At 71.8% G+C, this 24,568-nt stretch carries 29 protein-coding genes and 1 pseudogene; 19 read left to right on the top strand and 11 right to left on the bottom strand.

Annotation, left to right across the window (positions count from 1 at the left end):
* The first annotated feature begins 152 nt into the window (after nucleotides 1–152).
* A complete protein-coding gene (locus AB0I15_RS50320) occupies nucleotides 153–647 on the top strand; it encodes a hypothetical protein (protein ID WP_358113541.1) in 495 nt (164 codons plus the stop codon).
* Here the strand turns inward: AB0I15_RS50320 and AB0I15_RS50315 are convergent.
* The gene (locus AB0I15_RS50315; RefSeq protein WP_358113539.1) at nucleotides 644–1,102 is read right to left on the bottom strand and encodes a MerR family transcriptional regulator; all 459 of its coding nucleotides are present in this window, start codon (nucleotides 1,100–1,102) and stop codon (nucleotides 644–646) included. The genes AB0I15_RS50320 and AB0I15_RS50315 overlap by 4 nt on opposite strands.
* Nucleotides 1,103–1,164: 62 nt before the next feature.
* Here AB0I15_RS50315 and AB0I15_RS50310 point away from each other — a divergent pair, with 62 nt between their 5' ends.
* The gene (locus AB0I15_RS50310; RefSeq protein WP_358113537.1) at nucleotides 1,165–2,085 is read left to right on the top strand and encodes an NAD(P)/FAD-dependent oxidoreductase; all 921 of its coding nucleotides are present in this window, start codon (nucleotides 1,165–1,167) and stop codon (nucleotides 2,083–2,085) included.
* A gap of 60 nt (nucleotides 2,086–2,145) precedes the next feature.
* Nucleotides 2,146–2,853 (top strand): annotated as a pseudogene (locus AB0I15_RS50305) (hypothetical protein); the annotation flags it as partial.
* Here AB0I15_RS50305 and AB0I15_RS50300 read toward each other — a convergent pair.
* A complete protein-coding gene (locus AB0I15_RS50300) occupies nucleotides 2,850–3,482 on the bottom strand; it encodes an NAD(P)H-binding protein (protein WP_358113535.1) in 633 nt (210 codons plus the stop codon). The pseudogene AB0I15_RS50305 and the gene AB0I15_RS50300 overlap by 4 nt on opposite strands.
* 100 nt (nucleotides 3,483–3,582) lie before the next feature.
* Here AB0I15_RS50300 and AB0I15_RS50295 point away from each other — a divergent pair, with 100 nt between their 5' ends.
* From AB0I15_RS50295 to AB0I15_RS50285, 3 genes are all read left to right on the top strand, one after another.
* A complete protein-coding gene (locus AB0I15_RS50295) occupies nucleotides 3,583–3,951 on the top strand; it encodes a helix-turn-helix domain-containing protein (protein WP_358113533.1) in 369 nt (122 codons plus the stop codon).
* 184 nt (nucleotides 3,952–4,135) lie between these two features.
* The gene (moaA, locus tag AB0I15_RS50290; protein ID WP_358113531.1) at nucleotides 4,136–5,125 is read left to right on the top strand and encodes a GTP 3',8-cyclase MoaA; all 990 of its coding nucleotides are present in this window, start codon (nucleotides 4,136–4,138) and stop codon (nucleotides 5,123–5,125) included.
* A gap of 230 nt (nucleotides 5,126–5,355) precedes the next feature.
* Complete coding sequence (locus AB0I15_RS50285; RefSeq protein ID WP_358113529.1) at nucleotides 5,356–5,613, top strand: DUF6457 domain-containing protein; 258 nt, start codon at nucleotides 5,356–5,358, stop codon at nucleotides 5,611–5,613.
* Nucleotides 5,614–5,905: 292 nt separating this feature from the next.
* On the opposite strand, the gene AB0I15_RS50280 is transcribed toward AB0I15_RS50285, so the two are convergent.
* Entirely contained in the window at nucleotides 5,906–6,220 is a 315-nt protein-coding gene (locus AB0I15_RS50280) for a DUF3099 domain-containing protein (protein WP_358113527.1), read from the bottom strand.
* A gap of 99 nt (nucleotides 6,221–6,319) precedes the next feature.
* Between AB0I15_RS50280 and AB0I15_RS50275 the strand changes: the two genes are divergently transcribed.
* The 3 genes from AB0I15_RS50275 (at nucleotide 6,320) to AB0I15_RS50265 (ending at nucleotide 8,419) form a co-directional block, all read left to right on the top strand.
* Nucleotides 6,320–6,532, top strand: coding sequence for a dodecin (locus tag AB0I15_RS50275; protein WP_358113525.1), 213 nt, complete (start codon nucleotides 6,320–6,322; stop codon nucleotides 6,530–6,532).
* Between the two features lie 215 nt (nucleotides 6,533–6,747).
* Nucleotides 6,748–7,851, top strand: coding sequence for a carcinine hydrolase/isopenicillin-N N-acyltransferase family protein (locus tag AB0I15_RS50270; protein ID WP_358113523.1), 1,104 nt, complete (start codon nucleotides 6,748–6,750; stop codon nucleotides 7,849–7,851).
* Nucleotides 7,852–7,861: 10 nt separating this feature from the next.
* Nucleotides 7,862–8,419, top strand: coding sequence for a hypothetical protein (locus AB0I15_RS50265; protein WP_358113521.1), 558 nt, complete (start codon nucleotides 7,862–7,864; stop codon nucleotides 8,417–8,419).
* A gap of 31 nt (nucleotides 8,420–8,450) precedes the next feature.
* On the opposite strand, the gene AB0I15_RS50260 is transcribed toward AB0I15_RS50265, so the two are convergent.
* A complete protein-coding gene (locus AB0I15_RS50260; RefSeq protein WP_358113653.1) occupies nucleotides 8,451–9,806 on the bottom strand; it encodes a metallopeptidase TldD-related protein in 1,356 nt (451 codons plus the stop codon).
* A 14-nt stretch (nucleotides 9,807–9,820) separates the two neighbouring features.
* Entirely contained in the window at nucleotides 9,821–11,314 is a 1,494-nt protein-coding gene (locus tag AB0I15_RS50255; RefSeq protein ID WP_358113519.1) for a TldD/PmbA family protein, read from the bottom strand.
* Between the two features lie 77 nt (nucleotides 11,315–11,391).
* Between AB0I15_RS50255 and fabG the strand changes: the two genes are divergently transcribed.
* Both fabG and fabI read left to right on the top strand, forming a co-directional pair.
* The gene (gene fabG / locus AB0I15_RS50250) at nucleotides 11,392–12,087 is read left to right on the top strand and encodes a 3-oxoacyl-ACP reductase FabG (protein ID WP_358113517.1); all 696 of its coding nucleotides are present in this window, start codon (nucleotides 11,392–11,394) and stop codon (nucleotides 12,085–12,087) included.
* A gap of 1 nt (nucleotide 12,088) precedes the next feature.
* Entirely contained in the window at nucleotides 12,089–12,853 is a 765-nt protein-coding gene (fabI, locus tag AB0I15_RS50245; RefSeq protein WP_358113515.1) for an enoyl-ACP reductase FabI, read from the top strand.
* A 101-nt stretch (nucleotides 12,854–12,954) separates the two neighbouring features.
* Here fabI and AB0I15_RS50240 read toward each other — a convergent pair whose 3' ends face one another.
* Entirely contained in the window at nucleotides 12,955–13,794 is an 840-nt protein-coding gene (locus AB0I15_RS50240) for a hypothetical protein (protein ID WP_358113513.1), read from the bottom strand.
* A gap of 127 nt (nucleotides 13,795–13,921) precedes the next feature.
* Entirely contained in the window at nucleotides 13,922–14,869 is a 948-nt protein-coding gene (locus AB0I15_RS50235; protein ID WP_358113511.1) for an aldo/keto reductase, read from the bottom strand.
* Nucleotides 14,870–14,939: 70 nt separating this feature from the next.
* Between AB0I15_RS50235 and AB0I15_RS50230 the strand changes: the two genes are divergently transcribed.
* From AB0I15_RS50230 to AB0I15_RS50195, 8 genes are all read left to right on the top strand, one after another.
* The gene (locus AB0I15_RS50230) at nucleotides 14,940–15,620 is read left to right on the top strand and encodes an MSMEG_4193 family putative phosphomutase (protein ID WP_358113651.1); all 681 of its coding nucleotides are present in this window, start codon (nucleotides 14,940–14,942) and stop codon (nucleotides 15,618–15,620) included.
* 9 nt (nucleotides 15,621–15,629) lie between these two features.
* On the top strand, nucleotides 15,630–16,178 hold the full coding sequence (locus AB0I15_RS50225; RefSeq protein WP_358113509.1) for a DUF3090 domain-containing protein: 549 nt from the start codon (nucleotides 15,630–15,632) through the stop codon (nucleotides 16,176–16,178).
* On the top strand, nucleotides 16,175–16,942 hold the full coding sequence (locus tag AB0I15_RS50220; RefSeq protein WP_358113507.1) for an SCO1664 family protein: 768 nt from the start codon (nucleotides 16,175–16,177) through the stop codon (nucleotides 16,940–16,942). The genes AB0I15_RS50225 and AB0I15_RS50220 overlap by 4 nt, the downstream gene beginning before the upstream one ends.
* Nucleotides 16,943–16,974: 32 nt before the next feature.
* A complete protein-coding gene (locus tag AB0I15_RS50215) occupies nucleotides 16,975–17,625 on the top strand; it encodes an NRDE family protein (RefSeq protein ID WP_358113505.1) in 651 nt (216 codons plus the stop codon).
* Between the two features lie 10 nt (nucleotides 17,626–17,635).
* Nucleotides 17,636–18,865, top strand: a complete 1,230-nt coding sequence (gene mshC, locus AB0I15_RS50210) for a cysteine--1-D-myo-inosityl 2-amino-2-deoxy-alpha-D-glucopyranoside ligase (protein ID WP_358113503.1) — start codon at nucleotides 17,636–17,638, stop codon at nucleotides 18,863–18,865.
* A 171-nt stretch (nucleotides 18,866–19,036) separates the two neighbouring features.
* Entirely contained in the window at nucleotides 19,037–19,666 is a 630-nt protein-coding gene (locus AB0I15_RS50205) for a TetR family transcriptional regulator (RefSeq protein WP_358113501.1), read from the top strand.
* Nucleotides 19,663–20,472: a class I SAM-dependent methyltransferase gene (locus AB0I15_RS50200; RefSeq protein ID WP_358113499.1), complete on the top strand. Its 810-nt coding sequence runs from the start codon at nucleotides 19,663–19,665 to the stop codon at nucleotides 20,470–20,472. The genes AB0I15_RS50205 and AB0I15_RS50200 overlap by 4 nt, the downstream gene beginning before the upstream one ends.
* Nucleotides 20,473–20,527: 55 nt before the next feature.
* Nucleotides 20,528–21,445: an NAD(P)-dependent oxidoreductase gene (locus tag AB0I15_RS50195; protein WP_358113498.1), complete on the top strand. Its 918-nt coding sequence runs from the start codon at nucleotides 20,528–20,530 to the stop codon at nucleotides 21,443–21,445.
* Nucleotides 21,446–21,485: 40 nt separating this feature from the next.
* Here AB0I15_RS50195 and AB0I15_RS50190 read toward each other — a convergent pair whose 3' ends face one another.
* The 4 genes from AB0I15_RS50190 to rfaE2 form a co-directional block, all read right to left on the bottom strand.
* The gene (locus AB0I15_RS50190; protein WP_358113496.1) at nucleotides 21,486–22,442 is read right to left on the bottom strand and encodes a UDP-glucuronic acid decarboxylase family protein; all 957 of its coding nucleotides are present in this window, start codon (nucleotides 22,440–22,442) and stop codon (nucleotides 21,486–21,488) included.
* On the bottom strand, nucleotides 22,439–23,311 hold the full coding sequence (locus tag AB0I15_RS50185; protein ID WP_358113494.1) for a glycosyltransferase family 9 protein: 873 nt from the start codon (nucleotides 23,309–23,311) through the stop codon (nucleotides 22,439–22,441). The genes AB0I15_RS50190 and AB0I15_RS50185 overlap by 4 nt, the downstream gene beginning before the upstream one ends.
* Nucleotides 23,302–23,976 (bottom strand): SDR family oxidoreductase, encoded by a 675-nt coding sequence (locus AB0I15_RS50180; protein WP_358113492.1) that lies wholly within the window; start codon nucleotides 23,974–23,976, stop codon nucleotides 23,302–23,304. Before AB0I15_RS50180 ends, AB0I15_RS50185 begins: the two co-directional genes overlap by 10 nt.
* The coding region (gene rfaE2 / locus AB0I15_RS50175; RefSeq protein WP_358113490.1) for a D-glycero-beta-D-manno-heptose 1-phosphate adenylyltransferase at nucleotides 23,973–24,568 on the bottom strand (596 nt) is incomplete at its 5' end. The genes AB0I15_RS50180 and rfaE2, both read right to left, overlap by 4 nt.

Raw genomic sequence — 24,568 nt, 5'->3', positions numbered from 1 at the left:
GTATAAAATCGCACTAACTTGAACGTCACTCTAAACCGGCGTTGCCGAATTGTGATCAACTAGTTCGCAACTTTTCCTTACCCTTACGCGTCATTGGCGTTGACGTGCCCCGCTTGGGGTGCGTTCGAGACGGGGAAGGAATTCCGATTTTTATGATGCGACGTCTAGCCGCCGGCCTGGCGGCCACTGCCTTGGGCGCCACGCTGGTGGCCACCGCCGCTTCGCCGGCGTTCGCGGACGACGACCCGAACTGGGACCCGGATGTCGCCGGCGGCAACACCAGCCTCCAGCTCGACGCGAACCCCGAGCCCGCCTGGAAGGGCCGTCCGATCAGCCTCGACGGCAAGCTCTCCGTGCAGTGCGACGAGGACTACATCAGCGGTTTCGTCTCGGTGCACCACGCCGACTACTGCAAGAAGCAGGAGCGCTGGCACCGCCTGGCCTGGAAGCGGATCGTGATCCTCTTCCAGCCGGCGGGCAGCGGCCGGTGGGAGTACGTGGACACCATCCGCACCAGCGGCAAGGGCTACTTCAGCACCAAGGTGGAGGCCCGCACGTCCGGTACGTGGCGCGCGGTCTTCGAGGGCGCCAAGTGGCTCGGCCCGTCCGAGGGCAAGGACTGGGTCAAGGTCATCGGCCGCCGCTAAGCACCATCACGAACGCCCGGCCGGCCAGGCCGGGCGTTCGCCATGTCCGGGGCCAGATCCTCGGGCAGGCTTCCCGCGCACATCTGCTGAAATTTCGGGCACAGCGTGAAATCGGGCTCCGAACACTCCAGCGCGTGCCCGATCAGCGTCTTCGACGCCTCCGCCTGCCGGATCCGCCATTCCAGCTCGGCCTGGTGCCGCCGCAGCAGGTCCCGCCTGCCATCCGGCGTGGCGGCGTCGAACATCTCCCTGAGCTGCTCCAGCCCGAGCCCGGCCGCCTTGCCCCGGACGATCATCGTCACCCGGGACACCTGGTCCTCGGTGTAACGCCGCCGCCCGCTGCTGCGCCGCGCCGGCCGGATCAGGCCCATGGTCTCCCAGTGCCGCAGGACGTGCGTGGCGAGCCCGAACCGCGCCGCCAGCTCGCCGATGCTCATCTCCGCGCTTGACTTCATGTTCACATTAACTTGCAGAGTTGATCCCGCTGTCAACGAAACCACCCCTGGGAGCAAGAGACATGCGGGATGTGATCATCATCGGCGGCGGCCCCGCCGGGCTGGCGGCGGCACTCACGCTGGGCCGGGCCCACCGCGACGTGCTGCTGCTGGACGCGGACGAGGGCCGCAACGCCACGGCGGACGCGGTCCACAACCTGTTCGGCCACGACGGGACACCGCCCGCCGAACTCCGCCGCCTCGCCGCCGAGCAGGTCAAGCCGTACGAGAGCGTCGAGCTCCGCCGGACCCCGGTGCCCGGCGCGCACCGCACCCCCGCCGGCACGTTCGCCGCCGGGGACGAGCGGGCCCGCCGGCTCCTGCTGGCCACCGGCCTCAAGGACGACCTGCCCGCCATCGCCGGGCTGCCCGGGCTGTGGGGCCGCTCGGCGTTCCACTGCCCGTACTGCCACGGTCACGAGGTCACCGGCACGCGGGTCTCGGTCATCGGCGCGGGCCCCGACCGCGTACGGCTGGCCCTGCACCTGACCCGCTTCACCTCCGGCCTCACCCTGTCCACCCACGGCGCCCCGCTCGCGCCGGACGCCCGCGACCTCCTGGCCCGCCACGGCGTGCCGGTCCGCTGCGAGCCCATCACCCGCCTCGAGGGCCGGTCCGGCCGCCTCGACCAGATCGTGTACGAGAGCGGCGCGCCCGCCCCGGCCGACGCCGTCTTCGTCAAGACCACCCTCGCCCAGCGCTCCCCGCTCGCCGCCGGCCTCGGCTGCGCCGCCTTCCCCGACGCGACCGTGCGGGTGGACGAGTTCTGCAGGACCAGCGTGCCGGGCGTCTACGCGGCGGGCGACATGGCCAGGCGGGCCACCGTGCCGATGCCGTTCGCGGCCGTGATCGCCGCCGCCGCGAGCGGCACCATCGCGGCCGGCGCCCTCGACCAGGACCTCCTCAGCGAGGACTTCGCCCTCCCCGCCCCCTTCACCCCATGACCCCCACCGACCCCACCCCCACCCCAACCCCACCCACGTCCGGGCCGACCACCGGACCCACGTCCGGGCCGATCCCGTACCCCACCCCGGCCCTTCGCAGTGTCGCCTCGTCGAATGTGCCTCTTGCGGTGGCGGGTCTCGTGTTGGGGGTGCTCATGTCCGTCGCGGCTGTTCGCGGAGCGGGCGCTGCGGGTGGTGTTCCCGGCCACGGCGCTGCTGGGCGTCCTGCTGTACGGGTCCATCGTGTTCCTGCCCACGTTCCTTCAGGTGGCCTTCGGCCTGAGCGCGACCGGGGCCGGGCTGGCGGGCAACCCGTACTTCCTGCCCTTCATCGCCGCCTCCGCCCTGGCCGGCGGCGCCCGCCTGCGCACGTCCGTCCTGACGGGGGCGATCCTCGTCACCCCCGGCCTGATCGTGCTGGGCCTGGCGGACCTGGACAGCCCGTACGCGTACGTGGCCGCCGGCATGGCGGTGCTCGGCGTCGGCTTCGGCCTCATCATGCAGAACCTGGTCACCCTCGCCCAGAACGCCGCCCGCCCCGCCGACCTCGGCGCGGTCACCTCGGCCGTGGTGTCGGTACGCGGGTTCGGCATGGCCGCCGGCGTGGCCCTGACCGGCGGCCTGCTGGGCGAAGGCCCGCCGGAGACGCTCGCCGCCGCGTTCCCGGGAGCCCTCCTGTGGGCGCTCGTCCCGGCCGTCGCCCTGCTCGCGCTGCTGGCCGCCCTGCCCGGATCCCTGCCCGGATCCCGGCCAGGACGCCGGCCCTAGGACGACACGGCGACCTGCACCCGGTGGTGCTCAGGACGTTCCACCTCGTCCACGAGCGCCACCGCCAGGTCCGCGTACGAGAACGTCTCGGCGCCCTCCGGCACCCGCCCGTCCCCGAACCGGTAGCGCCCGGTCCCGGGAGCCTCGTCGTCCAGGAACACGGGCGGCGGCGCGATCACCACCCAGTCGAGCGCCGACTTCTCGAGGATCTCCAGCTCCACCGCGTGCCCCAGCGAGAACGCCCGCGCGTCGGCGGGGAACCCGGGCGTGTCCACCAGCCGCACCCCAGGGGAGACCTCCAGCAGGCTCCCGATGCCGAGCGCCACCAGCCGCGCCACCCCGGCCCGCGCCAGCCCGTCCACCAGCGCCCGGGAGGCCGCCGCGAAGAACTCCTCCGACGGCACGTCCAGCCGGGCCGCCACCTGCACCGCCACGTCGTGCCCGGCCGCGACGCCCGCCACGCTCGCGGCGTCGGTGACGTCCCCCGCCACCACCCGCTCACCGGCCAGCGCCCGGTACCTCCCCGGATCCCGCACCACGGCCGTCACCTCGAGCCCGCGCCCGGCGGCCTCGGCGACCACCCGCCGCCCGGCCCGTCCGCCCGCACCGAACACCACGATTCCGCTCATCCCGCACCCTCCGTCCTGCCGGCCGGACCACCCGGCCGCTCCGCAGACGGTAGAGGGCGACATGTCGCTTTCCGCAACGATAGTTACCTACGATGGCCAGATGCCCGACCCTCTCGATCCGGACATGTTCACCGGCTGCCCGCCGGTCTCCGCCCCGATCCGCATCGGCGACAAGTGGACCGCCAAGATCATCCGCTGCCTGGAGCCGGGCCCGCGCCGCTTCACCGAACTCCAGATCCCCCTGCGCGGCATCACCCCGAAGGTCCTCACGGAGTCCCTGCGCGCCATGCAGCGCGACGGCCTCCTCACCCGCACGGCCTACGCCGAGATCCCGCCCCGCGTCGAATACGAGCTGACCGACCTGGGCCGCAGCCTCCTCGAACCGATGAACGCCGGCTGCGAGTGGTCGAGAAAGCATCTGGCCACCCTGATGGAGGCCCGCACCACCTGGCACGCCACCACCCCCTGACCATCCCCCCGCGACACGCCGCGACGTGCACGCCGCACCCGACCGGAAAAGCACCGGCCACGGCCCGAAACAGGAATCGATCTAGGGAACAATGCGTTGTCGTGCGGTGAAGGGGTGATTTTGGGCGCCGGCCGACAGGCGTCGTAGTCTGGCCCTCTGGCGAACGAACAGGAGGTGACGCCCCATGTTGCGAGACTCGTTCGGACGGGTGGCGACGGATCTGCGGGTGTCCCTCACGGACAAGTGCAACCTGCGCTGCACATACTGCATGCCGCCCGAGGGCCTCGATTGGCTCCCGAACGCCCAACTCCTGGCGGCCGACGAGATCGTCCGCCTCGTGACCATCGGCGTCGAGCGGCTCGGCATCACCGAGGTCCGCTACACCGGCGGCGAGCCCCTCCTGCGCCGCGAGCTCGTCGACATCGTCGCCCGCACCACCGCCCTGACGCCCAAACCGCAGGTCTCCCTGACCACCAACGGCATCGGCCTGGCCCGCGTGGCCGGCTCCCTCGCCGAGGCCGGGCTCGACCGGGTCAACGTCTCCCTCGACACGCTCGACCGCGACACGTTCAAGCGGCTCGCACACCGCGACAGGCACGCCGACGTGATCGCCGGCCTGGCCGCCGCCGACGAGGTGGGCCTGCGTCCCGTCAAGGTCAACGCCGTGCTGATGCGCGGCGTCAACGACCACGAGGCCGTCCCGCTGCTGCGCTGGTGCCTCGACCAGGGCTACGAACTGCGCTTCATCGAGCAGATGCCGCTCGACGCCCAGCACGGCTGGAGCCGCGACGACATGGTCACCGCCGACGAGATCCTGGAGTTGCTGGCGGCCTCGTTCGATCTGGCGGCCGACGACCTGGAGGAGCGCGGCAGCGCCCCGGCCGAGCGGTTCCTCGTCGACGGCGGTCCGGCCAGGGTCGGCGTGATCGGGTCGGTGACGCGGCCGTTCTGCGGCGCGTGCGACCGGGTCAGGCTCACGGCCGACGGCCAGGTGCGCAACTGCCTGTTCGCCACGGAGGAGTCCGACCTGAAGACGGCGATGCGCGCGGGCGCCTCCGACGAGGATCTCGCCGGGCGCTGGGTCGCGGCCGTGTCCCGCAAGCGCCCCGGTCACGGCATCGACGACCCCTCCTTCCTCCAGCCCGCCCGCCCCATGTCCGCCATCGGCGGCTGACCCCGCCAGCCCCACAGGAACCCCGGCCGCACCAAAGCCCCCGCCACCACCGCCCTGGCTGCGGCGCCGTCATCCTGGCGGGGGAGAGGCCCGGCGGACAAGCCCACAGCGGTCCGCCACTGGCGCGTGGCCGGTTGAAAAGGGCCGGCCTCTCGTACGCGCGTGCCTGGGCGCCGCGCGGGCGTCCGTGGCTCGACTGCGACACAATGGACGGCCTGAAGGAGGCTCGCATGAACGTGCTGCACGAATGGACCATCCTGGCCTGCGAAGAGCTGGGCATCGACCCGGCCCGCGTGGACCGCGACCAGATCCTCGACCTGACCAAGGAGGTCGCCCACGGGGTCGCCAGGCCGGCCGCGCCGCTGACGGCCTACCTGCTCGGGCTGGCTCAGGGAGCCGGCACCGCACCCGAGGACGCGGTGGCCAAACTGACCACATTGGCGAAGAACTGGGGTGCAGAGACTAGTGAGACGCTGACAGACGGCTGACACTCGAACGAACTCTTGAAGTCAAGCCGCTCCCGCCTGAAGATTTCCTGTGAATAACGAGGCGGGAGCGCATGAAAACGCTTTCGGGAAAGCCGCCCTATCGGAACGGTCCCGGCGGGCCCAACTTGATCAAAAAAGGGCGACGCCGGGTGGTTACGGGGGCAAACCACCCGGCGTCGCTTCATCGGCGTTCCGACGGGGGCCCGGAACGCCGGCACCAGCACTCCGACGGGGGACCGGAGCGCTTGGCTAAAGCGTACACCTACAACCCATGGGATGCGTCAAGACTTAGTCACGACCCGATCTCGCGTCGATGCAGCGGTATCTCGGTTTGGTTAGCTTCCGGGGACTGAAAGGTAGGTGGCGGGCCTGCCTCGCCCCTCTCATTGGCCCCGATAACCGCTATGTACGGCAAAAAGACCGCAGCGGCGATGAACAGCAGCCGGTACGGCCACGGAACCGGCACCACCACGGCCAGGATCAGGCAGATCGTGCGGATCCCCATCTTGATGAGGTAGCTGATCTCCCTCTTGCGAATGTCCGCGGTCAGTGACGGTTTGGCGTCCGTGACCTGGTGGACGTCTGGCTTCCTTCGCCACCCCTTCATGTCTCCCACGGTAGACCCAGGACCTGCCGGGAGCGACGGCAGCCCTGCCCGGAGACGGGGGTCATGCGATCATGGCCTTCGAGTAAGGAGGATGTGGAGATGACGGATCGCACGTACCGGGTCACGGAGATCGTCGGCACGTCGGGGGAGAGCGTCGACCAGGCCATCCGCAACGGCATCAGAAGGGCCTCACAGACCCTCCGCCACCTCGACTGGTTCGAGGTGACCGAAGTGCGGGGGCACATCGAGGGCGGAGAGGTCGCGCACTTCCAGGTCGGCATGAAGGTCGGTTTCCGCCTCGAGGACACCTGACCGACCCGCCGACCACAGGCAGCCAGAGCCCGCTCCACCGGCAGGTATCCACAGGGTCTGCGGTGCAGGCCCGAGCTTTCCCTGCCGAGCTTCCCTGCCGAGCTTTCAGGCTGAGTTGCCAGGCCGGGTTGCCAGGCCGGAATGCAAGGCGCACGTCACGGGCTCGCGTCGTGGAGTCAGGTGACAAGGCAGGCGGAGGGCCGCACACTGGCGGCATGCGCAGCCGTACCCGCCGTACCCGCCCCGCCGCCGTCAGACGCGGCGTGGCGGCGGTGATGGCGGCCCTGGCTCTGTGCGTGGTGCTCCCGGCGTGCGCCCCGGAGCGCCCCGGGAGCGCTGCGCCGCGCACATCCGAGCCCGCCTCATACCCGCCTCCGGAAAACCCTCCGGAAAGCCCCTCAGAGGCCCTCTCGGCCCCGGACACCGGCTCCGGCCCCCTCCGGCAGACCCCCGCCCAGAAGGCCCGTACGGCGGCCGGCCTGCGCCAGGTGGACGACCTGCCGCTGTACGAGCTGACCTACCACGGCGGCTACGACCCCGAAGCCCCGCTCACCCCCGAAGAGCTCGCCAAGAGCGCGGACGGCTGGGCGTGCTCGCTGTTCCACCGCCCGGGCGAGTTCGGCAGGAACTTCGACTGGGACCCCAACCCCGCCATGATCGTCCACGCCGCCCCGCCCGGCGGCTACGCCTCGCTCTCCCTGTCGGACGTCTCCTACGTCATGGCCGCCAAGGGCCCGCCCGACCTCGCCGACCCCCAGGACCGCAGGCGGCTGGCGCACGCGGTGCTGGCCCCGTTCGACGGCATGAACGAGAAGGGCCTGGCGGTCGGCCTGGCCGCGGCCCCCGACGCGCGGCTGCCCGCCAGGACGCCGGGGCGGGTGGCCGTGGGCGGCGTACGGATCATCCGCCTCCTGCTCGACCGGGCCGCGACCGTGCCCGAGGCCGTCGCGCTCATGCGCCGCCACGACGTCGACTTCACCGGCGGCCCCCAGCTCCACTACCTCCTGGCCGACCGCGCCGGCAGGTCGGCGGTGGTCGAGTACGGCGACGGCAGACTGAACGTCATCGACGACCGCCTCCTCACCAACATCACCATGACCGGCACGGACCGGGCCGCCAGGCTGGCCGACCGCCGCTACCGCACCCTCGCCGAGGGCGGCGACGCGGACGCGCTGGAGCTGCTCAGGCGGGTCGCCCAGCCGCACACCCGCTGGTCGGTGGTCTACGACCTGGACGCCGGCACCGCCAGGCTGGTCACCGGGCAGCGCTGGGACCGCGTCCACACCATCCGCCTCACCCGGGAGGCCCCGAGCGGTTAGATTGGCGGGCGTGAGTGGTGAGTTCAGCGTCCTGCTGGTGTGCACGGCGAACATCTGCCGTTCCGCCATGGCAGAGGTGATCGCCAAGGCGATGCTCCACTCCGCGTCCTTTCCCGTGGCGACGGGAAGCGCGGGAGTGCGTGCGCTGGTCGGCCATCCGATGGCGCCGCACGCGATCGCCGCGCTCGGCAAGCTCGGCCTCGACGGCCGCGCGCACCGGGCCCGGCTCCTCGACCTCGACCTCGTCAGGTCGGCCGACCTGCTGCTGACCATGGAGGCCGGGCACCGCGCGGTGGCCGTCGGCCTCGACCCCATGGCCGAGCGCAAGACGTTCACGCTGCCGGAGTTCGCGCAGCTCGCGGCGGGGGCGGGCCACCGCCGCTACCGCTCCGACACGGCCGAACGGGCGCGCGCCATCGTCGAGTCCGCCGCCGAACGCCGCGACCACCGGCGGGCGCTGGAGGTCTACGACCCCTATGGCGGCCCGCCGGAGGGCTACGACACGTGTGCCAAGACGCTCGGCGAGGCCCTCAGCCACGCCCTGGCCGCCCTCCTGGGCCCCCGCTGAGCAGCTCCGGCAGCCCTGAGCGCCGGCCTGGTCAGCTCGCCTGGCTCACCGTCGACATGTTGAAGTCCGGCACCCGCACCGGCGGCATGATCGTGCGCTGGAAGTAGTCGTTCCACTCGCGCGGCAGCGTGCGCTCGCTCGCGCCCACCTCCGTCAGCCGACCCAGCAGGTCGACCGGGCTCTCGTTGAAGCGGAAGTTGTTCACCTCGCCCACGACCTCGCCGTGCTCGACCAGGTAGACGCCGTCCCTGGTCAGCCCGGTCACCAGCAGGGTCTGCGGATCGACCTCGCGGATGTACCACAGGCAGGTGACCAGCAGGCCGCGCCGCGTCGAGGCGATCATCTCCTCCATCGGCCGCCCGCCCTCGGGGCCGGACATGATCAGGTTGTCGATGCCCGGCGTCACCGGAAGCCCGCTCAGCTCCGCCGAGTAGCGGGTCTGCAGCAGCGCCTCCAGCCGCCCGTCCCTGATCCAGTCGGTCGGCCCCAGCGGCAGCCCGTTGTCGAACACCGAGCTCTGCCTGCTGGAGGCGTGCGCCGTCACGAACGGCGCGCACGCGATGCCCGCCGCCGCCGGGTCGCTCGACAGCGTCACGGGCAGCGTGGCGAGCCGATCGCCGACGCGGGTGCCGCCGCCCGGCCTGGCGAACACCGAGCGCCCGTCGAGGGCGTCCCTGGCGCCCGCCGACCAGAACAGGTAGATCATCAGGTCGGCCACCGCGCTCGGCGGCAGCAGCGTCTCGTAGCGGCCCGCCGGCAGGTCGACGCGGTTCTTGGCCCACTCCAGCCGCTGCGCCAGCGAGGAGCCGAGGGCGGCCACGTCGACGTCGGTGAAGTCGCGCGTGGACACGCCGGTCCACGCCGAGCGCTTGAGGTCGGCGGACTTGGCGTTGAGCTCCAGCCGCCCGGTCGGCTGGTCGTGGCGCAGCCGCAGGCCCGTGGACGTGCCGAGGAACGTCGAGGTCATGGAGTGCTCGGCGAACCCGTAGAGCCTCCTGCCGCCCGCCTCCGCCGCCGAGAACGCGTCGCCGAGCGCAGGCGCGAACCCCTCGAACACCCCGATGTCGGTCGGCCGCACCTCCTCGTCCCAGTGCGGTGAGGCCGCCCCGCCCGCCACGAGCGGCCGGGTGTCCTCGGCGGGCCGCGCCTCACGCGCCGCCGCGTCGGCCGCCGCCACGATGTCCTCGAGCTGCTCGGCGCGTACGGCGGCGCGCGAGACGATCCCCACGCCCTGCCCCGCGACCGAGATCACGGTCAGTTGCGCGGACCGGGCGACCCCGTTCGTGGTCAGCGTGTTGCCCGCGAACCGCAGATTGGCCGTGGACGTCTCGTCGACCAGCACCACGCAGCCGTCGTTGCGGGAGAGCCCGAGCGCCCTGTCCACCATCTCCTGGGGAGTAGTCACTTCCCGCCCTCCTGCACCGTGTTGAGGATCCGCACGCCCTTGAACAGCGCCGACGGACAACCGTGGCTGACCGGCGCGACCTGCCCCGGCTGCCCCTTGCCGCAGTTGAACGCGCCGCCGAGCACGTAGGTGCCGGGCCCGCCGACCGCCTCCATCGACTGCCAGAAGTCCGTCGTCGTCGCCTGGTAGGCGAAGTCCCTGACCTGCCCGGCCAGCTTCCCGTGCGAGATCCGGTACGCCCGCTGCCCGGTGAACTGGAAGTTGTAGCGCTGCATGTCGATCGACCAGCTCTTGTCGCCGACGATGTAGAGGCCCCGCTCGACGCCCGCGATGAGCTCGTCGGTCGAGGGGCCGCCGGGCGCCGGCGCCAGCGACACGTTCGCCATGCGCTGGATCGGCATGTGGCCGGGCGAGTCGGCGAACGCGCACCCGTTGGACCGCCCGAACCCCTTCATCAGCGCCATCCGCCGGTCGAGCTGGTAGCCCACCAGGATGCCGTCCCTGACGATGTCGAAGCTCTGCCCCTGGACGCCCTCGTCGTCGTAGCCGACCGTGGCCAGGCCGTGGGTGACCGTCCTGTCGCCGGTGACGTTCATCAGCGGCGAGCCGTAGACCAGCTCGCCCAGTTGGTCGAACGTGGCGAAGCTGGTGCCCGCGTAGGCCGCCTCGTAGCCCAGCGCCCGGTCCAGCTCCGTGGCGTGGCCGATCGACTCGTGGATCGTCAGCCACAGGTTGGACGGGTCGATCACCAGGTCGTAGTCGCCCGCCTCGGCCGAGGGCGCCGCCAGCTTCTCCGCCAGCAGCTCGGGCAGCCTGGCCAGCTCGCCCTGCCAGTCCCAGCCGGTGCCGGTCAGGTATTCGTACCCGCGGCCGACCGGCGGGGCGATCGTCGACATGTCGTCGAAGCCGCTCTCGCCCGCCTTCATCGCGTTGAGCCTCGGATGCACCCGCACCCGCTGCTGCGTGGTCACCGTGCCCGCCGTGTCGGCGTAGAACTTCTGCTCCTTGACCTGCAGCAGCCGCGCCGAGACGTGGTCGGCGCCCTTCAGCAGGCCGGCCGACCACTCCGCCAGCAGGCTCACCTTGTCGGCGGCGGCCACCTCGAACGGGTCGACGTCGTAGGCCGACACCCACACCGCCTCGGCGTGTCTCGGCTCGGGCGCCAGCTCGATGGGCTCCCGGTTGATCGGGGCGCTCACCTCGGCCACCCGCACCGCCTGCTCGGCGACCGCCGCGGCGGCCTCGGGCGTCAGGTGGATGCCGGCGGCGAACCCCCACGTGCCGCCCTTGACGACGCGCACGGCGTAGCCGAGGTCGTCGGCGTCCATGGCGCCTTCGAGGCGGGCGTCGTACAGGCTGAGCGTCTCGGCCCTGACGCGTTCCAGCCGGAAGTCGGCGTGCTCGGCGCCGAGGTCGCGAGCGCGTTGCAAGGCGGCGTCCGCGAGCTGCCGCAGGGGCAGCTCCAGGAAATCGGGATCGATCTGGCGCATGTCCACGATCCTAACCCTGCGATCTTGTGCCACCCGGACAACCGGATACCGGCGGGTAGGAGATAGCGTCAGTTGCCATGGCACGCTCTGTACTCGTCACCGGGGGCAATCGCGGCATAGGCCTCGCGATCGCCCGTGAACTCGCCGCGGCGGGCGACAACGTCGCGGTCACCTACCGATCGGGGGAGCCGCCCGAGGGCCTGTTCGGCGTGCGCTGCGACGTCACCAGCATGGCCGACGTCGAGGCCGCCTTCGACAAGGTGGAGGCCGAGCACGGCCCCGTCGAGGTCCTGGTCTCCAACGCCGGCGTCACCAAGGACACCCTGCTGGCGATGATGAAGGAAGACACCTTCACCGACGTCATCGACGCCAACCTGACCGGCGCCTACCGCGTCGCCAAGCGGGCCATCAGGCCCATGATGCGGCTCAAGCGCGGCCGGGTCATCTTCATCTCCTCCGTCGTCGGCCTGAGCGGCCAGGCCGGCCAGACCAACTACGCGGCCTCCAAGGCCGGCCTGGTCGGCTTCGCCCGCTCCATGGCCCGCGAATACGGCTCGCGCAACATCACGGTCAACGTGGTCTCGCCCGGCTTCGTCGCCACCGACATGACGGCCGAGCTCGACCACGAGGCGATCGTGGCCAACATCCCCCTCGGGCGGCAGGCGGCCCCCGAGGAGGTGGCGCGCGTCGTGCGCTTCCTGGCCGGCGACGACGCCTCCTACATCACCGGGGCCGTGATCCCCGTCGACGGCGGACTTGGAATGGGGCACTGACGTGGGAATTCTCGAAGGCAAGCGCATCCTCGTGACCGGTGTCCTGACCGACGCCTCGATCGCGTTCTCGGTGGCCAAGCTGGCCCAGCAGGAGGGCGCCACGGTCGTGCTGACCGGCTTCGGCCGCCTGAGCCTGGTGGAGCGCATCGCCAAGCGCCTGCCCGAGCCGGCGCCGGTGCTGGAGCTCGACGTCCAGAACACCGAGCACCTCGACTCGCTGGCCGCCCGGGTGGGCGAGCACGTGGACGGTCTCGACGGCGTGGTCCACTCGATCGGCTTCGCCCCGCAGACGGCGCTCGGCGGCAACTTCCTCAACACCTCGTGGGAGGACGTCGCGACGGCGCTGCACGTGTCGACGTACTCGTTCAAGTCCCTGGCGGTGGCCTGCCTGCCGCTGATGAAGGAGGGCGGGGCGGTGGTCGGCCTCGACTTCGACGCCTCGAAGGCCTGGCCCGTCTACGACTGGATGGGCGTGGCCAAGGCCGGCCTGGAGTCCTGCAACCGCTACCTGGCCCGCGACCTGGGCAAGCAGAACATCCGCGTCAACCTGGTGGCGGCGGGCCCGCTGCGCACGATGGCGGCCAAGTCGATCCCCGGCTTCAAGGAGTTCGAGGACAGCTGGCCGGACAAGGCCCCGCTGGGCTGGGACCTGTCCGACACGATCCCGGCGGCGAAGGCGTGCGTGGCGCTGATGTCCGACTGGTTCCCGGCGACGACGGGCGACATCGTCCACGTGGACGGCGGCGTCCACGCGATCGGCGCCTGACCCCCCTCCACGACCGGCGCGCACACGCCCCCGGAACGGCCACCGACCGGTGGCGCGGTTCGGGGGCGTGTTCCGTTCTGAGACGGGCCGGCCCGGGCGGCTCAGGCCAGGCGGTGACGGCCGTTGCCGGCGCGGGCCGGCTCGAAGGGGATCGACTCCGTGGGCTCCGTACGGTGCCGGCGCTGCTGGACGATGCGCGTGGCGAGGACGGCCGACCCCAGCAGGGCGATCGTCAGGACGGTCCCCAGCACGTCGGACGCCGGCGGGCTGGGACGGACCACGTGCTGGTCCTGCATCGGCACCGTCAGCTCATGCGCGAACGGGTTGGGCCACAGCAGGTCGACCCGCGGCTCCTCCGCGTCGGCCGTCTTCTTCTCCGGCACCGGCCGCCCCGTGCCCATCTGCTGCGGCCGGCTGTCGGGGCGGGACGTGGACGGCACGGTCGGCACCGCCGAGGCGTCCTCCCGGCCGTCCACGAGCCGGCCCCTGCGCTCGCCGGTCGCGGTGGGGGTGGGTTTGGGGGACAGGGTGCCGACGACCTTCTGGTCCTCGCACGCCAGCACCGGCAGGCACACCTCGTCGAGCGTCTCGGGCACCAGTCCGGTCCGCGTCGGCGACGGGCTCGCGGACGGTGAGGTCTTGGCGGTGCGGTCGGAGGTGTCGGCCCGGGTGGTCGGCACCGCCTCCCCGACGCGCCCCAGCACCTCGTCCGTGGTGTTGTCGACGCCGTCCGTCACCTTGTCGGTCGTGCCCCCGGTGAGGGTGTCGACGGTGCCCGTGACCGCCTCCACGACGTCGCACAGGGTGTTGGTCACCCCCGAGAGCAGGCCGCCGTCGTGCGCGCAATCCTGTACGGCCGCCGAGGCCGCAGGCGCCGCCACGGGGACGGCCGCCAGCGCCACCGCGAGAACTCCAGCCGAGATCGCGGTCCTGCTCCCCATCCGTCCCCTCCTGCGTCGCTTCCAGGGGAAATCTTTATGGACATCGCTCGTGAGACGCAGGCTTTTGCCGGGTAAAGTTGCGATTCGGTATCGACTAGTGATACGCGAGAGAGACTCTCGTTCAGGGTCAGTCGATTGACGACACATCGTCGAGGGCCTCTCGGATCTCTATGGGCAGCACCACGTCTTCGGCGGGCAGGACGCCCTTGAGCTGCGCGTGCGTACGGGCTCCGACGATGGCCGAGGCGATGCCCGGCTGGTCGCGGACCCAGGACAGGGCCACCGCCAGCGGTGACACACCGAGGCCGTCGGCGGCGGTCATGACGGACTCGACGACGCGGCGGCTGCGTTCGTCGAGGTAGGGGCGGACGAAGTCGGCGAAATGCGGGGTCGCGGCGCGCGAGTCGCCCGGGATGCCGGTGCGGTATTTGCCGGTCAGCACCCCGCGGCCGAGCGGGGACCAGGCCAGCACCCCCACCCCCAGATGCGCCGCGGCGGGAAGCAGCTCCCGCTCGGGCTCACGAGCCAGCAAGGAGTATTCCACCTGGGCGGCGGTGATGGGGATGCGGCCGGGGACCGTCCGCTGGGTGACCGCGGCGGTGGCGAGCTGCCAGCCGGCGTAGTCGCAGACGCCCGCGTAGACGGCCCGGCCCGAGGACACGATGGCGTCGAGCGCGGCCAGGGTCTCCTCGAGGGGCACCTCGGCGTCGTAGGTGTGGAGCTGCCACAGGTCGACGTAGTCGAGCCCGAGGCGGTTGAGCGAGTCGTCGACCGCGGCGATCAGGTGGCGCCGGGAGGCGTCACGCGGGCGGCGGCCCGCGGGCGTCACCACGGCCTTGGTGGAGATCACCAGCTCGGAGCGCGGCACCGAGTCGCGCAGCATCCGCCCGAGCAGCCGTTCGGAGTCTCCGGCGGTGTAGACGTCGGCCGTGTCGACGAGGTTGCCGCCCGCGTCGAGGAACGTGCGGAGCTGGGCGGCCGCCTCGTCCGCGTCGGTGTCACGCCCCCAGGTCATCGTGCCGAGCCCCAGCCGGGACACCGACAGGCCACTGTGGCCGACATAGCGCTGCTCCATGATCCCGCCAGGTTACCGTCCACGTCGATGAAACGTTGTGATCGACGCCTGCGACACTTGCTGTGTGACCATGCTGCTTTTGGCCCGGCACGGGCTGACGGACCTCACCGGGCCGGTGCTGGCCGGCCGTACTCCTGGAGTCCATCTGAGCGAGGCGGGAAGGGCGCAGGCCGCCGCGCTCGCCGGGCGCGTCGCGAGCGTCAGGCTCGACGCCATTGTCTCCAGCCCGCTCGAACGCTGCCAGGAAACGGCTCAAGCGGTTGCCGGAGGCCGCGGGCTCGACCTCCAGACCGACGACCGCTTCATCGAGTGCGGCTACGGCGCGTGGACCGGGCGGCCGCTCGCCGAGCTCGCCAAGGACCCGTTGTGGCAGGTCGTGCAGGCGCACCCGAGTGCGGTGACATTTCCGGAAGGGGAGGCGCTGGCCGAAATGCAACGCCGGGCCGTCGCGGCCGTCCGGGAGTGGAATCAACGCCTGGGGGAGAAGGGTGTCTACCTGGTTTGCAGCCATGGCGACGTGATCAAGGCGATCGTCGCCGACGCTCTGGGCCTCCACCTCGATCACTTTCAGCGGATAACGGCCGATCCCGCGGCCCTCACCGTCATTCGCTATGCCCCCTTGCGTCCCTTTGTTCTCAGGGTCAACGATATGGGGGAATTGAGGCTTCCTGAGGATTCGGAGGAGAAAGACGGGGGAGAAAACATCACCGGGAGCGATGCCGCCGTCGGCGGCGGACCCGGAACCACGTAAGGTCAGGCTATGCCGGTCTTCGACTACGACCCACCAGAGAGGTTCGTCGCCGGTGCCTTGGGGCAGCCGGGCGCACGGGTCTTTTTTCTGCAGGCCAGGGCCGAGGGCAGACTGACCACGGTGGCGCTGGAGAAGTTGCAGGTGGCCGCACTGGCGGGCAGGCTCGACGAGCTGCTCGACGAGGTGCTGCGCCTCAGCGGGGGCACCGCGCAGGTGCCCGCCCTGGCTCCCGCCGACCTGGCCGACGAGGCGCCGCTCGACGTGCCGGTCGCGGAGGACTTCCGCGTGGGCACCATGGCGCTGGCCTGGGACGCCGAGCACGCGCAAGTGGTGATCGAGGCACAGGAGGTCGTCGACGAGGATGATCTCGAGGGCACCGATCCCGCGGTGCTGCGCGTGCGCATCAGCGCCGGAGCCGCCCGCGCCTTCACCCAGCGCGCCCTCCAGATCGTCTCGGCGGGCCGACCGCCGTGCCCCCTGTGCGGACAGCCGCTCGACGCCGCCGGACACGTCTGCGTACGTCTCAACGGCTACCGCGGGGGTGAGGCGGCTTCATGACCGCTCCGGAGAGCGAACCGGCCATCAAGCAGCCCTCCCCACCGCCGTCCATGCATGACGAGGAGGCTCTCACGCTGCTGCGTGACGGCAGCCTGGAGGTCGCGGGGCGCCTCGTCGAGGCGACCAACATGACGCTCTACTGCTCGGTCAAGCTCGGCGCGCGCTCGGCCGCCTGCGTCTACAAGCCCGTACGCGGCGAGCGCCCCCTGTGGGACTTCCCCGACGGCACCCTCGCCGCGCGCGAGGTGGCCGCGTTCGAGGTCTCCCAGGCGACCGGCTGGCGCATCGTGCCGCCCACGGTCTACCGCGACGGCCCCTTCGGCCCCGGCATGTGCCAGCTCTGGATCGACACCGAGCGCGAGATCGACCTCATGCGGCTGGTCAAGAGCCGCAACCCGGTCGTGCGGCGGATGGCGGTCTTCGACGCGGTGGTCAACAACGCCGACCGCAAGGGTGGCCACCTGCTGCCGCTGCCCACCGGCCACGTCTATGGGGTCGACCACGGCGTCTGCTTCTCCGTCGAGGACAAACTCCGCACGGTGCTGTGGCAGTGGCGCGGCAAGCCGCTGGCCCGCGAGGCCGTGGCGGTGCTGGCCAAGCTCGAGCGCGACCTCGAGTCCGGCTCCCTGGGCCGCAGGCTGCGCGAACTCCTCACGCTGGCGGAGGTGGAGGCCACCTGGCAGCGCGTCAGGCGGCTGCTCGACACCGGCGTGCACCCGTACCCGTCGGAGGGCTGGCCCGCCATACCCTGGCCCCCCATCTGAAATAGCCAGATCCGTTTAATACTCTTTTGCCCATGTGCACGCTGATCGTGAGAACCGGGCGGCCGCTGACCCTCATGGGAGTGCGGGACGAGTTCGCCGACCGGCCGTGGGAGGGCCCGGGGGAGCACTGGCCGGAATATCCGGGCGTGATCGGCGGGCGCGACCTCAAGGCCGGAGGCACGTGGCTGGCCGTCAACCCGGCGGCCGGCCGCGCCGCGGCCCTGCTCAACGGCCACGGCCGGGCCGCCGAGGTGACGACGAAGGTCTCGAGGGGGGATCTGGCGCTGCGGGCGGCGTACTCGGGGGAGACCCCCGAGGGCGACCCGACCCGCTACGACCCTTTTCACCTGGTGGTCGCCGACCTGACCGCGGTCCGGATGTTCAGCTGGGACGGCGAGCGCCTGGCCGTCTCCGACCTGCCCGACGGCATCAGCATGGTCGTCAACTCGGGCCTCGACCCGGAGAACCCGCGCGTCGTGTACTACCTGCCGAAGTTCACCGCCGCCGCCGAATGGCGGGATCTGATCAAGGTGCGGCCGTCCTCCGACAGGCGCGCGCTCATCGTCCGGCACCGGCTGCCGGACGGGCGGATCTTCGCCTCCCTGTCGGTGATGGAGGTCGCGATCTCGCCCGGGGATGTGACGTACGACTTCACCGACCTCACCGCCGAACAGGACGGATAGGCTCAAAGACATGAGATCGTGGTCTGCCCAGAACGTTCCCCAGCTCCCAGGTGAGAGCATTCCGCTGAGTCTCTACGACACGTCGGCCAAGCAGGTGCGGCAGACCGACCCCGGGCCGACCGCCAGGATGTACGTCTGCGGCATCACCCCCTATGACGCCACCCACCTCGGCCACGCCAACACCTACCACGCCTTCGATCTCGTCGGCCGGATGTGGCGGGACGCCGGCCACGAGGTCCACTACACCCAGAACGCCACCGACGTGGACGATCCGCTGCTGGAGCGGGCGGCGCAGAACGGCATCGACTGGCGGGACCTGGCCGAGCGCGAGATCGAGCTGTTCCGCGGCGACATGGAGGCGCTGCGGATCATGCCGCCGCGTGAATACGTCGGCGTCACCGAGGTCGTCGGCCAGGTCGCGGACCTGATCACCAGGCTGTCGGCCAAGGGCGTCACCTACGTCCTCGACGGCGACGTCTACTTCAGCGTGGCCGACGCGCCCAAGTTCGGGCAGGTGTCCGGCTACGGCGAGCAGGAGATGCCGGCCCTGTTCGCCGAGCGGGGCGGCGACCCCGACCGGCCGGGCAAGCGGCACCCGCTCGACTGGCTGCTGTGGCGGGCCGAGCGGCCCGGAGAGCCGGCCTGGGACTCACCGCTGGGCAGGGGACGTCCGGGCTGGCACATCGAGTGCACCGCGATCGCCCTCGACCACCTGGGCGCCGGCTACGACGTGGCCGGCGGCGGCTCCGACCTGATCTTCCCGCACCACGAGTGCGGCGCCTCCGAGGGCCATGCGGCGACCGGCGAGTGGCCGTTCGCCAAGTTCTACACCCACGCCGGGATGGTGGCGCTCGACGGCGAGAAGATGTCGAAGTCCAAGGGCAACCTGGTCTTCGTCTCCAAGCTGCGCCGCGAGCACGACCCGATGGCGGTCAGGCTGGTGCTGCTGGCCCAGCACTACCGGGCCGACTGGGAATACGTGCCGGAGCTGATGGCGGCGGCCGAGCGCCGCCTGGCGCTGTGGCGCGCGGCCGCCGCGCTCTCCTCGGGGCCGCGCGCGGACGACCTGCTGGCCGAGGTGCGCGAGCGCCTGGCCGACGACCTCGACTCCCCGGCCGCGCTGGCCGCCGTCGACGCCTGGGCCGAGCGGGCCATCGAGGCCGGCGGCGGCCCCGACCCCGCCGCCCCGGCGCTCGTCCGCGACCTCGCCGACGCCCTCCTGGGGGTCGCCCTCCGCTGAGCCCCCGGCCGGACGGGCTCGCCTTCCGGCTGAGCCTCCGGCCGAACGGGCTCACTTTCCGCTGAGCCCCGACCGGCCGCCCTCCCCAGAACCTCCGGCCGAACGGCCGCCCGAATCCCGGGCGGCCGTTTTTCGTTGCACGCGACTGAACATGTGTTTAGCATGTTGAACATGTGTTCAGACCTGACGACCCAGGCGAAGATCCGCAACGCCGCCATCGCCCACTTCGCCCGCGACGGCTTCCAGAAGGCGAACCTGCGCGCCGTCGCGGCCACGGCCGGGGTGAGCGCGGGGCTGGTCATCCACCACTTCGGCAGCAAGGACAAGCTGCGGAGCGCCTGCGACGACCATGTCCTGAGCGTGCTGGTCCGCCGGGCCCGCGAGGACGCCGACCCGGCCGGGATGCGCGGCGTCATGGAGGAATACCTGGCCGACCCGGAGGAATACCGCCTTCAGGTGCGGTACATGGCGCGCGCGATCGAGGAGGACACCCCCGCCGCCGCCACGTTCGTCACCACGATGGTGGCCGAGTCGGAGGCGATCCTGCGCGCCGGGATCGCCGACGGCTCGATGCACCCGTCGTCCGACGTGCGGGCGCTGGCCGTGCTGACCGTCCTGACGAGTCTGGCCACGCTGACCATGCCGCCCCCGCTGGCGCGGGCGCTCGGCTGCGAGAGCTTCGGCCCCGAGGCGCTGCGCCGCCTGGCGGTGCCCACGCTCGAGCTCTACACCCGCGGCCTCTACACCGGCGGCGCCGTGCTCGACGCGGCCAAGGACGCACTGAAGGAGACCGGATCATGAAGACGCTCACCCCGCTGGAGGCGAGCCTGTGGCTGACGTTGTGCGGCAGGGCGCTCGACAACCGCTCGCCGCGCCCGATCCTCGGCGACGCGATGGCCGACCGGATCGTCCGCGAGACCGGATATGACCACCGCGAGCTCCACCTCACCCCCAGCGCCGCGCTCAACATCGCCCACCGCGCCAAGAAGCTGGACGAGGTGGCCGGCCGCTTCCTCGCCGCGCACCCCGGCGCGGTCGGCCTCGACCTCGGCGCCGGTCTCGACAGCCGGGCTCTGCGCCTGACCTTGCCGCCCACCGCCGACTGGTACGACGTCGACCTCCCCGGCGTCATCGCCGCCCGCCGCGAGCTCCTGCCCGAGGCGGCGACCCACCATGACATCGCCGCCGACCTGACCACCTCCGCCTGGCTCGACGCCCTGCCCCGCGACCGCCCGGCCGTCATCGTCGCCGACGGCCTGATCGCCTTCCTGTCCGAGCGGGAGCTGATCGCGCTGCTCGACCGGCTCGTCGGGCACTTCCCCGGCGGGGAGATCGCCTTCAACGGCTACAGCCCGTTCGCCGTCTGGGCGCAGCGGCACCACCCGGTCGGCCGCTCGATCGCCGGGCTCACCAAGTTCCCCGGCTTCGACGACCCCCACGTCCCCGAGCACTGGAACCCCAGGCTCGGGCTCGTCAAGGAGATCCTCTGCACGCGGGAGCCCGAGGTCGCCGATTTCCCGCCGGTCCTGCGCCTGGTCACCCGCCTGGCCGCGCACAGCGCCGCCCTGTCCAGGAAGGGCAACGTGGTCCTCCACTATCGCTTCTGATAGCCTGATTATCAGTAGAGCTGACGATCTAAACTACTGATAGGACAACAAGGCAATGATTCTGATCACCGGTGGCCTCGGGTTCATCGGCACCCACGTCACCCGCGCGCTGCTCGACCTGGGGGAGTCCTGCGTGCTCGTCCAGCGCCGCCCGGCCCCGGAGCACGCCGGCGAGCGCGTCGTCGTCGAGCGGGCCGACCTCACCGACGAGCGGGCGCTGCTCGACATCGGCTCCCGCCACAAGATCACCGGCATCGTGCACCTCGCCGGCTCCGTCCCGTGGCCGCCCGGCGCGTACGAGCCCCTCGAAGGCGCGGAGAAGTCCCTCGCGAGCCTGCTCAACGTGTTCAAGGCCGCCCGCGAGTGGGGAGTGGCCCGCGTCGGGCTGGCCAGCACGATCGGCGTCTACCTCGACGTCCCCGGCGACGGCCCCTTCCGCGAGGACCTGCCGCTGTCGATGGCCGCCGCGCACCCGATCCCCGGCTTCAAGAAGATCGGCGAACTGGTGGGCGACCACCTCGCCAGGACCACCGGCATCGACGTCGTCAACTACCGCATCGGTGCCATCTGGGGCCCGGGCGGACACACGCCCTCGCCGTTCTTCGGCGCCCCGCAGCTCGTCCACGCCGCCGCCCGGGGCACCGAGTACGGCCCGCTGCGGGTGGGCGACGGCATCGACCTGCTCTACGCCAGAGACTGCGGCCGCGCCATCGCCCTGCTGCAACTCGCCGACGGGCTGCGGCACCGGACGTACAACGTGGCCTCCGGGCGGCTGACGACCAACGGAGAGGTCGTCGCGGCGATCAGGAAGGCCGCCCCGGACACCTCCATCGACCTGCCCGGCAGCCCCGCCGCCGGCACCTGGCTCGACGTCACCCGCCTGCGCGAGGACACCGGCTTCGAGCCGCACTACGACACCGCGCGAGGGGTCGCCGACTACCTCGCCTGGCTGCGGGCGGGCAACCCCAGGTGAGCGCGGGCGGGCCCGTGACCGCGGACCCGCCCGCGCCCGCTCACACCCGCGCCAGCCGCCCGGTCGTGGCCAGCTCGGCGGAGAACCACTCGATCGTCCGCCGGAGGCCCTCCTTGGCCGGCACGCCCGCAGACCAGCCGAGCCGCTCGGTCGCCAGCGACGTGTCCGGCCGCCGGACCTTCGGATCGTCGGCGGGGCGGTCGATGAACACGATCTCCGACGACGACCCGGCCAGGTCCCTGATCAGGGTGGCCAGATCGAGCATGGTCAGCTCGTCGGGATTGCCGATGTTGACGGGACCGGCGAAGTCGCTGCGAGCCATGGCCAGGATGCCCGACACGGTGTCGTCCACGTAGCAGATCGAGCGCGTCTGCGAGCCGTCGCCGGTGATCGTGATCGGCTCGCCGGTCAGCGCCTGCCGGATGAACGTCGGGATGGCCCGGCCGTCGAACGGGCGCATGCGCGGGCCATAGGTGTTGAAGATGCGCACGATGCCGGTGTCGGTGGCCCGCGAATGCCGGTACGCCGTGGTCAGCGACTCGGCGAAGCGCTTGGCCTCGTCGTACACGCTGCGCGGGCCCACCGGGTTGACGTTCCCCCAGTACGTCTCGCGCTGCGGATGTTCGAGCGGGTCGCCGTACACCTCGCTGGTCGAGGCCAGCACGAACCTGGCGCCCTTCTCGCGGGCCAGCCCCAGCGCGTGCAGGGTGCCCACGCTGCCCACGCGCAACGTCTCGATCGGATAGCGCAGATAGTCGGTCGGCGAGGCGGCCGAGGCGAAGTGCAGGACCAGGTCCAGCCGGTCCGGCACGTGCACGTAGCCGGTCAGGTCGCACTCGATGAGCCGGAACTCGGGCCGTACCAGCAGATGTTCGACATTGCGCGGCCCTCCGGTGAGGAAGCTGTCCATGCAGATCACCTCCGCCCCCTGGGCCAGCAACCGCTCGCACAGATAGGAACCGAGGAAACCGGCGCCCCCGGTGACCAGAGCCCTCATGATGTGACCTCCATGGCAGCGTCCACGACTTCGGAAACCTCGATCTTCAGCAGGCCGGGATCGACCCGTTCCCCATGCGGATCCCCGTTCAGGCCGGCCCACAGGGCGACGTGGCGCCAGCCCGGCGGCGGCCCCCACAACGCGGGGGAGACCGGCCCGAACAGCACCACCGACGGCACGCAGAACGCCGTCGCCAGGTGCGCCACGCCGGTGTCGCCGCAGACCACCAGCCGTGACCTGCTGACCAGGTCGATCAGGTCGGCCAGCGTGGTCCGCCCGGCCAGCATGCGCTCGGGCGGCAGCCCGGCCAACTCGGCGACCCTCCTGGCCAGCGGCACCTCGTCCGCGGTGCCGGTGACGACGACGTCGTCCAGTTCGGCGGCCACCTCGGCGAACCGTTCCGGCGGCCAGCGGCGCGCGGGATGGGCGGCGCCCGGATGCACGATCACCGGCCCCGTCCGGTCGGAGGTGCCGAGTATCAGGTCGGCGGGGTCGGTGGCGATGCCGTGCCATTCCAGCAGGCCGCACCAGCGCCGTACCTCGTGCACGCCGTCCGCCCACGGCGGCCCGGTGCCGAAGCTGATCAGCCGCCCGGGATCGGTGCGCCGCAACGCCTCGATGCTCTGCGGCCCCTTCCCGTGCAGATTGACCGCGATGTCGGGCCGCTCGAACGGCACGGGCCCCGGCCCCGACACGTCCACCAGGTCGTCCACGGCGCCGGTCAGCGGCAGCAGCGCGGCCAGCGTCCGCGGCGCCGCCAGCGTGATGCGGTGCTTGGGAAAGGCCTGACGCAGCGCCCGCAGGGCGGGCACGGCCGTGAGCAGGTCGCCCAGGCCGAGCCCGCGCAGCACCAGAAGTTCTAGGGCCATGACGTCTCCGTGGACGGGCACACGACGAGCTCTCTCACCTCGCATCCGGCCGGCTGGCGCAACGCGAAGACGATGGTCTGCGCGACGTCGGCCGGATCGTTCAGGCCCGCCTGCGGGCCCGGCTTGTACTGCTCGGGACGGCCGTCGAAGAAGCCCGTCCGCATCCCGCCGGGGATCAGCAGCGTCACCCCGACCTCGCCGCGCAGCTCGACCGCCAGCCCCCTGGTGAAGCCGACGACGCCGAACTTCGAGGCCGAGTACGCCGAGGCGTCGCTGAGCGGACGCAGCCCCAGCGTCGAGGCGCAGGTGACGATCTTGCCGCGGGTGTGCTTCAGATACGGCAGCGCCGCCCGCACGATCGAGGCCGTGCCCAGCAGGTTCACCAAGATGACGCGCTCCCAGTCGGCGGCCGGGACGTCCTCCAGCCGCCCGCAGGCGTCGATCCCCGCCGCCGTCACCACGCCGTCCAGGCCGCCGGCGCGTTCGGCCAGCTCGCGGACCGCGCGCTCGGCCTCGCCCCGGTCGGCCAGGTCCGCGGTGACGTGCTCGAAACGCTGGTCGGGCTCGCGTACGTCGACCACGAGGGCCTTCCAGCCCTCCTTCTCCACGGCCTCCGCCGTGGCCAGCCCGAGCCCGGAGGCTCCCCCGGTGATCAGAATGTTCACTGGATCTCCTTGATCAGATTCGTTGTCGAACGTCCCGGCAGCGTGCTCAGCACGACGGTCTCCGCGCCGAGCCGGGCCAGGACCTCGGATTCGGGCAGCACTTCCCCCTCGTAGTCGCCGCCCTTGACCCACACGTCCGGGCGCAGCGACGCGATGGCGCTCGCCGGCGTGTCCTCGTCGAACACCAGGACCGCGTCCACGCAGCCCAGCGCCCGCAGCACCTCGACCCGGTCGCGCGCGTCCACGATGGGCCTGGACGGGCCCTTCAGCCGGCGTACCGAGTCGTCGGAGTTGACGCAGACGACCAGCGCGTCACCCAGCGCCCTGGCCCGCCGCAGCAGGCTCACGTGCCCCGCGTGCAGCAGGTCGAAGCAGCCGCCGGTGGCGATCAGCCGGCCCCCGTGCGCCCGGGTGACCTTGGCCACCTCGAGCGCCGTGCGCGGCCGGTCGCCGAGCCGCTGCTCGTGCACCTTGATGCCGGCGGCGCCGCCGCGCTCGACGAAACGCGAGGCCTCGCCGACGCCCATGGTGACCGCCGCCTCGGCGTCCGCGCCGTCGCACAGCGCCAGCGCGGCGGCGGCGGCGAGCCGGT

Origin of the sequence: Nonomuraea sp. NPDC050643 (assembly GCF_040654715.1) — a bacterium.
Lineage (GTDB): Bacteria > Actinomycetota > Actinomycetes > Streptosporangiales > Streptosporangiaceae > Nonomuraea.
Note: the sequence above shows the minus strand (reverse complement) of the source record. Positions and strands in the feature narration are given on the sequence as shown.